The sequence below is a fragment of the Streptomyces alkaliphilus genome (assembly GCF_014141535.1).
Lineage (GTDB): Bacteria > Actinomycetota > Actinomycetes > Streptomycetales > Streptomycetaceae > Streptomyces > Streptomyces alkaliphilus.
Genome location: NZ_VKHT01000165.1, coordinates 1 through 6,973 on the forward strand (window position 1 = coordinate 1; position 6,973 = coordinate 6,973).

Here is a 6,973-nt window from a genome sequence, read left to right on the forward strand (position 1 = left end):
CTCCTCTCCCGTCGAGGTGCACGGCACCCCCCTGCCCCGCGAGGAGGAGGTGCTGACCCCGGAGGCCCTGGAATTCCTCGCCGAACTGCACCGCCGCTTCACGCCCGTGCGGGACGACCTGCCGGCCACCCGGGCCGCACGCCGCGCGGAGATCGCGCGCACCGGCACCCTCGGCTTCCTCCCGGAAACCGCCGCTGTGCGGGAGGCGGAGTGGAGCGTCGCGCCCACCCCGCCCGCGCTGCTGGACCGTCGGGTGGAGATCACCGGCCCCACCGACCGGAAGATGACCGTCAACGCCCTGAACTCCGGGGCGCGGGTCTGGCTGGCGGACTTCGAGGACGCCTCCTCCCCCACCCGGGCCAACGTCATCGGCGGCCAGATCACCATGGCCGACGCCTTCCGGCGCCGCCTCGACTTCACCGACGAGCGCGGCAAGCGGTACGCGCTGCGCCCCGACGAGGAGCTCGCCGTGGTGGTGATGCGCCCGCGCGGCTGGCACCTGGACGAGAAACACCTGACCGTGGACGGCCGCCGGATCCCCGGCGCCCTTGTCGACTTCGGCCTGTACCTCTTCCACAACGGCCGGCTCCTCGCCGAGCAGGGGCGCGGCCCGTACTTCTACCTCGCCAAGCTGGAGTCGCACACCGAGGCGCGGCTGTGGAACGACGTGTTCCTGGTCGCGCAGGGGCTGCTGGGACTGGAACGGGGCACCATCCGGGCGACCGTGCTGATCGAGACGATCACCGCCGCCTTCGAGATGGAGGAGATCCTGTACGAGCTGCGCGAGCACGCCGCCGGTCTCAACGCGGGCCGCTGGGACTACCTGTTCTCCATCGTGAAGAACTTCCGGGACGCGGGGGAGCGATTCGTGCTCCCGGACCGCAACGCGGTGACCATGACCGCCCCCTTCATGCGCGCCTACACCGAACTGCTGGTGCGCACCTGCCACAAGCGGGGCGCGCACGCCATCGGCGGCATGGCGGCGTTCATCCCCTCGAAGGACGAGGAGGTCAACGCGACGGCGATGGAGAAGGTGCGCGCCGACAAGGACCGGGAGGCCGCCGACGGCTTCGACGGCTCCTGGGTGGCCCACCCCGGCCTGGTGCCGGTGGCCCGGGCCTCCTTCGACGCCGTCCTGGGCGACCGCCCCCACCAGCGCGAACGACTGCGCGAGGACGTGCGGGTGACCGCCGAACAACTGCTGGCGATCGACTCCACCGGCGCCCACCCCACCCTGGCGGGGCTGCGCAACGCCGTGCAGGTGGGCACCCGCTACCTGCGCTCCTGGTTGGCCGGCCGGGGCGCGGTGGCGGTCTTCGACCTGATGGAGGACGTGGCCACGGCGGAGATCTCGCGCTCGCAGCTGTGGCAGTGGATCGAGGCGCGGGTGGTGCTGGACGACGGTCGCACGGTGACCGCCGACCTGGTGCGGGAGGTGGCGGCCGAGGAGTTGGCCGCGATCGAGGCGGAGGTGGGCGCGGAGGAGTTCGCGGGCGGTGGGTGGCGACGGGCGCACGAGCTGCTGTTGGAGATCGCCCTGGCGGAGGAGTACGTCGACTTCCTCACCATCCCGGCCTACGAGTTGCTGGATTGATCCCGGGCGCCGGGACACGGGGGCCACGTCCGACTCCGGTGTCCCGACCCGGGGTCAGCCCGCGCCGGCGGCGAAGCCGTGGAGGTGGAGGTCGCGCAGGACGCCGAGTTCGGCGCCGTGATGAGCTGCCTCGTCCACGGCGTGGAGGGCCAACAGGAGGTAGGTGTACTCCGCGTAGGGACCGGCCTGCGGGCCCATGGGCCGCAGGAGGCCCTCATCGCCGAGGGCTTCGATCCGGGCCCGGAAGCGGGCGCACTCCCGGTCGAGCGCCCCGATGCCGCCGGCCGCCGTGCCCGGCCACGTGTACCGCGTCTCCGCCGGGGGCTCGTCCCCGAAGAAACGGCCGTAGCCGCGCAGGCAATCCGCCCCGATGTGCCACATCCGCCAAGCGATCGTGGTGAACGGCGCGGGCCGGGAATCGTCCGGGGATGGCCGGTCGGCGCGGAACCCACCGTCCGCGTCCTCCCGGATCGTCAGACACGGGGTGACGGGCTCCCAGAGGTACTCGGCGTCGGTGAGGCCGTCGAGGCGGGCGAGGGTGCGGGAGCGCACCTCGTCGAGGGTGAGCAGGAGATCGCGGGTCACGGGGCCGGGTGGGGTCATGGGCTGCTCCGGGTTCGCCGACGGACGCGACCGGCCCCGTCCGTCGGTACGGGGGTCAAGGAGTGGTGCGCCGGCCCGGGGGTGGAGCGTAACCCCACCCACCGACACCGAGCCCGGCGCTCCGTCCCGCAAGGGGGCGAAAAATCGGATGCGGGGCGCGGGACGGTGGTGTGGGATCCGGGGTATGACGATCGTCTTGGACAGGCCGGGAGTTGACGGGGTGGGCGCGGCCGTGGAGGCGCTCCGGGAGTGGCAGGACGACGGGGCGCCGCCGCAGCCGCACCCGGGGGACGTCGGCTGGTTCCACCGGTTCGGCCCGGAGGCGACGGCCGCCGCACTGCGGACCTGGAGCCGGGACGGACGGATCCTCGCCGTCGGACTGCTGGACGGTTCCCGCCTGTTGCGCCTGGCGATCGCGCCGGACGCCCTGCGGGACGAGGAGACGGCGCGGCGCCTGGTCGGGGACGTGGGCGACCCGGGGCGCGGCGTCCTGCCGAAGGGGAGGGCGAACATCGAGGCGCCCCCGGGCGCGTTGCTCCACGACCTGCTGGACGTCGAGGGCTGGGGCACCGATGAGCCGTGGACACCGCTGCGCCACGACCTCGCGCAGCCGGTGGAGGACCCGGGCGTGCGGATCGAGGTGGTCGGGCCACAGCGGGCGAGCGAGCGGGCCGCCGTGCACCGGGCCGCCTTCGAGGGCTCGACGTTCACGGAGGAGCGGTGGCACGCGATGGCCGCCGGCCCGTTGTACGCCGACGCCCGGTGCCTGGTCGCGTACGACGACCGGGGCGACGCGGTGGCGGCGGTGACGGTGTGGTCGGCCGGCCCGGGAAAGCCGGGATTGATCGAACCCATGGGTGCGCACCGGGAACATCGCGGTCGTGGTCACGGCAGGGCGATCACCCTCGCGGCGGCGGCCACCCTACGGGAGATGGGCTCGTCGAGCGTGTTCGTCTGTACGCCGAACTCCCTTGTCGCAGCGGTCGCCACCTACGTCTCGGCCGGGTTCCGGACTCTCCCCGAGGTGCGGGACAGAACGCGCGGGGACGGGTGAGGAACGGGACGGGCCGCCGCGGGTGGACGAGCACGTCGCGGTGGTGGGGGGCGACTCCGGGGGGGACGCCGCGCGCGCCGGAGGAGACGCCGGACCGAAGCCCCCCGGGTGTTGAAGGCGTCACTCCCGACCGCGCGGGCGGCCGGGCCGCTGCGGTGAGGGAACCGCCGCCGTGACCGCGCGGCTCGGGAGCGGGCTGGAGTAGACCACGGATGTGGTGACGGAGCCGAGTCCGGCGATGCGGCCCGTGGTCGTCTCCAGGTGGCGCATGGAGCGCGCGAGAACCTTGAGCACGAAGCAGTCCTCGCCCGTGACGTGGTGGGCCTCGAGGATCTCGGGAGTGGTCTCCAGCAGGTCCCGGAACGGCTTGTGGTTGCCGGTCGGGTAGCGCAGGCGGACGAAGGCCAGGATGCCGAGGCCGAGCCGCTCCGGGTCCACCACGGCCGCGTAGCCGCGGATCACGCCGCTCTCCTCCAGGCGCCGTACCCGCTCGGTGACGGCACTGGCCGACATGGACACCATCCGCGCCAACTCGGCGTAGCCGACCCGTCCGTCCCGTTGCAGGACGTCCAGGATGCGCGTGTCGACCTCGTCGAGGGATTCAGCGGTCATCCGGCATGACTACCACGACATCCCCGGTGTGATCCACGGAAGACCGTTGATCGGCGGTGTCGGTGGCCGCTGACGGCTCGTAGCGTTTCCTCCATGACCCACATCACCGCGAGTCCCGCCCTGCGCGTACCGCCCGCGTCCCCCGCCGAGGCCGCCGCCTTCTTCGCCGCACGGCTCGCCTTCCGGACGGATGTCTCCGATGTCCGCGCCTCGCTCGAGTCCGGCGACCCGGGATTCGTCCTGGTCGACTCGCGCGGGATCGCGGCCTGGCGACAGGGGCACGTACCGGGCGCGGTGCACCTTCCCACCGCCGACATCCCGTCCCGGGCCGCCGACCTGCTGGACCCGGCGGTCCCGGTCGTCACCTACTGCTGGGGGCCCGGTTGCGACGGTGCCGTCCGGGCGGCGCTCGCCCTCGCCCGGCTCGGCCACCGGGTCAAGGAGATGATCGGGGGGATCGAGTACTGGATCCGGGAGGGCTTCCCGGTCGAGACACCCGCCGGTACCGAGCGGCGCGGGGCGGACCCGTTGACCGCCCCGGTCGACTCCCCCACCTGCGCCTGTTGACGGACGGCCCCGTGGCCGGACGGTGTGCTCCGTCCGGCCGCGCCGGGCCTTCCCCCATAACCGTCCGGCCCCCGGGGCGTCCCGCCGTCCCCGCGGGCCGGGCCCCCGCGCTCAGGGCGCGGCGTCGGCCAGCCGGCGGGAATGGGTGCGGGCCTCGCGGGCGATGGTGTCCTCGTCGACGGTGAGCAGTCGGCCGTCCTCCACCACCGGTTCCCCGCCCACCAGGGCGAGGGATATCGGTGCGGGTGGACCGAGTACGAGGGCCGCCACCGGGTCGGCGATGGTGGAGTGCCCCAGTCCGTCGAGGCGCCAGAGCACCACGTCGGCGAGCTTGCCCGGCTCCAGGGAGCCGATCTCGCGGTCGCGGCCCAGCACCCGGGCGCCGCCCATGGTGGCCAGTCGCAGGGCGTCGTCCACGCCCAGCGCCTTCTCCCGGTGCGGACCGAGACGGTTGACCAGCAGGGCGTTGCGCAGTTCGGTGTGCAGCTCACCGGTCTCGTTGGAAGCGGTGCCGTCCACACCCAGTCCGACGGGGACGCCGGCGCGCAGCAGGTCGGGAACCCTGGCGATGCCGGCGGCCAGGCGGGCGTTGGAGGAGGGGCAGTGCGCCACGCCGGTGCCGGTGCGGGCGAAGGCGGCCACGTCGGTGTCGTTCATGTGGACGCAGTGCGCCATCCACACGTCCTCCCCCAGCCAGCCGGTGGTCTCGAAGTACTCGGTGGGGCCCATCCCGAACAACTCGTGACAGTACCTCTCCTCCTCCACCGTCTCCGAGCCGTGGGTGTGCAGCCGCACGCCCTTGCGGCGGGCGAGGACTGCGGCCTCCCGCATCAGTTCGGTGGAGACGGTGAAGGGCGAGCAGGGGGCCACGGCGATGTGCAGCATGGAGCCGAAGGAAGGGTCGTGGTGGGTGTCCACGGCCTCCTCGGTGGCCCGCAGGGCCTCCTGCGTGGACTCCACCGCGAAGTCGGGGGGCAGGCCGCCGTCGGACTCGCCCCGGTCCATCGAACCGCGGGTCGCGGTCAACCGTATGCCGACCTCGCGGCCGGCGGTGATCGTGGCGCCCAGCAGGTCGCCGGAGCCGCGGGGGAATATGTAGTGGTGGTCGGAGGCGGTGGTGACGCCGCCGCGCGCCATCATCGCCAGGGAGGCCCGGGCCGCGGCGCCGACCATCGGTTCGTCGATCCGCGCCCACACGGGGTAGAGCGCCACCAGCCAGTCGAAGAGGTTGTGGTCGGTGGCCATGCCCCGGGTGAGCCATTGGTAGAAGTGGTGGTGGGTGTTGATCAGGCCGGGGGTGGCGAGGTGCCCCTCGGCGTCCACCCGGCGCACCTCTCCCGTTTCCCCCGCCGGGGCGGGGCCGGGACCGACCGCCTCGATCACTCCGTCAAAGATCACCAGGTGGCCCCGTTCGTGTCGGGTGTTCCCGGCGTCGACGGTGGCGACGGCGCAGTTCTCGATCACCAGACGCCGGGGGGCGGGCTGATCCGACATGGGAGGTTCTCCGGTCTCGGGACGGTGGGGTTCGGGGCGCCGGTCGGGCGGCCCCGCTCACAGGGCGTTCGTCAGGTCCGGGGGTATCCGGGCGGTGGCGCCCTCGCGCAGTACGGTCGCCTCGATGAGCCCGTAGGGGCGGTCGGCGGCGATGTGGACCTCGCGGTCGTTCTCCAGACCGAAGGGCGTGAGGTCGACCGGGACGTGATGCCTGTTCGGCAGGGAGAGCCGGATCTCCGCCACGCCGGGAACGCGCCGCACGACACGGCCCCCCATCTCGTAGAGCGTCTGTTGCAGGGAGAGCGAGTGGGTGAGGGCGAAGGCGGTGAGCAGGTGATCGCGGGCGGCGGTCCAGCGGGCGTCCCAGTCCGGGGTGGGGTCACCGTCCGGCACGGGCCCGGAGTCGGCTCCGGACAGGTGGTCGGCGTACCGCCACAGGGCGGTGACCTCGGTGGCGAGGATGCGGTCCGAGGTCTCCTCCAGCGTGGTGTAGCGGTCCTCGGCGAAGCCGTGGAACTCGGAGGCGGTGGTGTTGAGGACCGTCAGGCCGGTGAGTCCGGCCAGCACCTCGCAGCTCCCGGCCTCGACGGTGACCTGTGCGATCCGGGTCTCCCGACCCGAGCGGACGAAGGAGTGTCGGGGCGGGTCGGGCTTCCCCGTGCCGGGGGCCGACGCGTCGTCGGCGGTTCCGTCGGTTCCGGCGGCGGGGACCTCGATGCGGTCCCAGCCGTACTCCTCGATCCGCACCCGGGCCCGGTGGATGGACTCCCGGCCGGCGACGAAGTGGCGGGCCAGGAGCAGGGCGAACCCCTCGGCGGAGGCGATGCCGTGCTCGCGGGCGAAGGCGTAGACGGTGTTCTTGGTGGTGTCGGTGGGCAGCACCTTGTCGTTGCGGCCCAGGGTGTGGGTCTCCTCCAGGTCGCCCTCCAGGGCGATGGAGACGTTGAGGTCCTTGATGTGGTGGGTGCGACCCTCGCGGACCACGCGCACCACCCGGTTCTCGGCCTTGCCGTAGCGGGCGGGACCGAGGACGACTCCGGGCAGGGGGC

General features: G+C 73.2%; 7 protein-coding genes. 3 read left to right on the plus strand and 4 right to left on the minus strand.

Going from position 1 to position 6,973, the window contains the following annotated elements:
* Positions 1-16 precede the first annotated feature (16 nt).
* The gene (aceB, locus tag FNQ90_RS07995; RefSeq protein ID WP_182605740.1) at positions 17-1,594 is read left to right on the plus strand and encodes a malate synthase A; all 1,578 of its coding nucleotides are present in this window, start codon (positions 17-19) and stop codon (positions 1,592-1,594) included.
* A 54-nt stretch (positions 1,595-1,648) separates the two neighbouring features.
* Here the strand turns inward: aceB and FNQ90_RS08000 are convergent, their stop codons facing one another.
* On the minus strand, positions 1,649-2,197 hold the full coding sequence (locus FNQ90_RS08000; RefSeq protein WP_182605735.1) for a DinB family protein: 549 nt from the start codon (positions 2,195-2,197) through the stop codon (positions 1,649-1,651).
* 184 nt (positions 2,198-2,381) lie between these two features.
* Between FNQ90_RS08000 and FNQ90_RS08005 the strand changes: the two genes are divergently transcribed.
* Positions 2,382-3,251, plus strand: a complete 870-nt coding sequence (locus tag FNQ90_RS08005) for a GNAT family N-acetyltransferase (protein ID WP_182605736.1) — start codon at positions 2,382-2,384, stop codon at positions 3,249-3,251.
* 120 nt (positions 3,252-3,371) lie between these two features.
* On the opposite strand, the gene FNQ90_RS08010 is transcribed toward FNQ90_RS08005, so the two are convergent.
* On the minus strand, positions 3,372-3,863 hold the full coding sequence (locus FNQ90_RS08010) for an Lrp/AsnC family transcriptional regulator (RefSeq protein ID WP_182605737.1): 492 nt from the start codon (positions 3,861-3,863) through the stop codon (positions 3,372-3,374).
* Positions 3,864-3,956: 93 nt separating this feature from the next.
* On the opposite strand from FNQ90_RS08010, the gene FNQ90_RS08015 reads away from it, so the two are divergent.
* Positions 3,957-4,430, plus strand: a complete 474-nt coding sequence (locus tag FNQ90_RS08015; protein ID WP_182605738.1) for a rhodanese-like domain-containing protein — start codon at positions 3,957-3,959, stop codon at positions 4,428-4,430.
* Between the two features lie 111 nt (positions 4,431-4,541).
* On the opposite strand, the gene FNQ90_RS08020 is transcribed toward FNQ90_RS08015, so the two are convergent.
* Both FNQ90_RS08020 and pucL read right to left on the minus strand, forming a co-directional pair.
* A complete protein-coding gene (locus FNQ90_RS08020; RefSeq protein ID WP_182605739.1) occupies positions 4,542-5,924 on the minus strand; it encodes an 8-oxoguanine deaminase in 1,383 nt (460 codons plus the stop codon).
* Between the two features lie 57 nt (positions 5,925-5,981).
* Complete coding sequence (gene pucL, locus FNQ90_RS08025) at positions 5,982-6,968, minus strand: factor-independent urate hydroxylase (RefSeq protein ID WP_182605741.1); 987 nt, start codon at positions 6,966-6,968, stop codon at positions 5,982-5,984.
* Between the last annotated feature and the right edge of the window lie 5 nt (positions 6,969-6,973).

Bases quoted from the DNA above. Each gene is read 5' to 3' on its own strand.
- FNQ90_RS08000 (WP_182605735.1), bottom strand. From the start codon at position 2,197: ATGACCCCACCCGGCCCCGTGACCCGCGATCTCCTGCTCACCCTCGAC.
- FNQ90_RS08015 (WP_182605738.1), top strand. From the start codon at position 3,957: ATGACCCACATCACCGCGAGTCCCGCCCTGCGCGTACCGCCCGCGTCC.
- FNQ90_RS08010 (WP_182605737.1), bottom strand. From the start codon at position 3,863: ATGACCGCTGAATCCCTCGACGAGGTCGACACGCGCATCCTGGACGTC.
- FNQ90_RS08020 (WP_182605739.1), bottom strand. From the start codon at position 5,924: ATGTCGGATCAGCCCGCCCCCCGGCGTCTGGTGATCGAGAACTGCGCC.
- FNQ90_RS08005 (WP_182605736.1), top strand. From the start codon at position 2,382: ATGACGATCGTCTTGGACAGGCCGGGAGTTGACGGGGTGGGCGCGGCC.